General features: G+C 47.6%; 2 protein-coding genes and 1 pseudogene. All 3 read right to left on the reverse strand.

Translation table 11 applies throughout. The features are described 5' to 3' along the window. The coding region (locus C4F37_RS26960) for a protein rep (protein WP_106106746.1) at positions 1-906 on the reverse strand (906 nt) is incomplete at its 3' end. Between the two features lie 877 nt (positions 907-1,783). Beyond that, positions 1,784-2,050 (reverse strand): hypothetical protein, encoded by a 267-nt coding sequence (locus C4F37_RS26970; protein WP_001024536.1) that lies wholly within the window; start codon positions 2,048-2,050, stop codon positions 1,784-1,786. A gap of 3 nt (positions 2,051-2,053) precedes the next feature. Then, positions 2,054-2,240: pseudogene (locus tag C4F37_RS28120) on the reverse strand (hypothetical protein); the annotation flags it as partial.

The raw sequence follows: 2,240 nt of genomic DNA on the forward strand, positions 1-2,240 counted from the left end.
AAACGCCGTCCGCTTCCCGTCATCAGTGCCATCCCCTACATCGTCGGCAATGACAAGATCCTCATTGGTTTCTCGATCCAACTGGAGGACGTTTTTTAGCGCCCCACCGGTCGAGATAAAACGGCGCTTGTGAAGCTGCCGCGTCAGCTCAAGAAACCACTCAGGATCGTTTGCCATATCTTCCGGTTTAACGGAGTATTTCAGCGTTTCAGCAACCGCGCTTTGCAGTTGCTCGGCAACGTTGGCCACAACCTCACCTGTCTTAGTTTTTACTGCCCGAATATCGATATTCGGCTCATAGTTCACCCGCAAGCAATCGCGCCAGAGTTCTACCCAACGTTCGTGCTTAACGTAGTTCTTCCCTTTAAACCAAGAAGGTTGCACCATCAGCAGACAGTGAAAATGCGGATGTGCGCTGCCATCCTTACCTCGCGTCACCTCCGTAGCCCTGATCCACCCCTGAACAGGTGATAGCTCCTTTCGCTTTTCCATTCGCTTAAACGCCGCATTCATTGCTGTAAGGACTGTTCCAAGTTCACCTATCTCGCAGTTCCTGACAGTTAACGTCAGAAACAACCATCGGGAAGACGGGTAATCCACAACGATTTTCGGTAGAGCCTGATAAAAACGGGCTTGCCACATGAGGGTTCTTCTCCACTGGCAGACAGGGCAATGACGGACACGGCAAAATTGCGCACTACGAAGCCGTAGGCGCGTTTCTCCGGTTTCCATGATGGTAGACCAACCAAAACGTAACAAACCGCTACAGGAGGCCATACGGAGTGCATAGCGCTCGAATTCAGCAGCAGTCTGGTAGATACCCCCGACAGAATCGGTAAGCGTGCGCTGGGTATCCCAAACTGCATCACGGGGGCTGTAGTCCGAAAGGAATTTATCTTCTGACATTAAGCCTGCTCCGATCTGGGCAGGCTGTGATTTGATGTGGTATATTCATCACGTACCTGTGCATTGCGAGCCAGTACATGTCACCAGAGTTTGCCGCTGAGGTGACACATTCGAAATGTTGGGGAGTGTTGACGCACTCCCCAACGCCGATTAAAAACGCCTCAATTCTGCTCCATTTTCTTTGACCTGTCAAAACCCACTCAAAGCCTCGTCATTACTGGGCTAAACCACTATTTCATATCCGCCATTTATCCCTTAAGTATAAATACAAGGATCACGCGCGAGAATTGCGCAAAAAATAACCACAATTTTAACCCCCCAAAACAAGCACCCCCGAACGGCTTACCCCAACCTTTTCCACACACCCGATCACCAAAACAGGGAATAAAAACAAAACCCTGTCTTACAGGTGGATGGCCTCACTTCGTGAAACCATCCACCCCGCATAAGTTTTTTAATCGGTGGTGTCGTCAATCACTAAATCGGAACCCCAAAGGGGACCCCCACGATTTAGCATTTGACGAGATTAACTCTCGGAGATGGCATCATGCTTTTAACGGACTTTAAAAAACGGTGAACGGATGCGGATTTTAATCCGTGTCTGTGAGGCGTTGAGCAACGAGCAAAGCGAGGCGGTAGAAAGAGAGCCAGCGGCAGGCTCAGGACGATAATCCGGGGAAAATGTACCACTCGCAGAGTGTTAACATTTGACATCGGATTGTCTATCCTGCATTGGTGTCGAGTTGGCAAGGCTGAGGATAATGCTGAGGATAATGCTGAGGATAATGCTGAGGATAATGCAGGATAGACAGAGCACTAGAGATTGCATGCAATCTCGTACCTATCACCTCAGCCTGCCGCTGGCTCTTTTCCAGAACTAAGAATGCGTTCTTAAAAATCCAAACTTGATACCGTTTAAATCTATTTTCACAAAAAGAGTTTTTACCCTCTCGTTTGTTTTCTGAATATATAAAATTAATTCATCCTCAAAACCTTCGTGCGGATGAAAACCAAATGTGCCAAAACTTAATCCATCAATAAGCAAAATAAGGTTTTTAAACCTGTCAGGAATCACCGCTTCACTTCTTAAAAAAAATAAACCAATAGTCTTATTTCCATTCAGGTATTCAATATTAATATTCATACGTTAATCCGATTTATCCTTCTCAGGGGCGCGTTTGTAACGCCGTTTACCTGAATCCCAGACAAACGCCGTCCGCTTCCCGTCATCAGTGCCATCCCCTACATCGTCGGCAATGACAAGATCCTCATTGGTTTCTCGATCCAACTGGAGGACGTTTTTTAGCGCCCCACCGGTCGAGATAAAACGGCGC

It is taken from the genome of Escherichia sp. R1 (assembly GCF_003000935.1).
Lineage (GTDB): Bacteria > Pseudomonadota > Gammaproteobacteria > Enterobacterales > Enterobacteriaceae > Escherichia > Escherichia coli.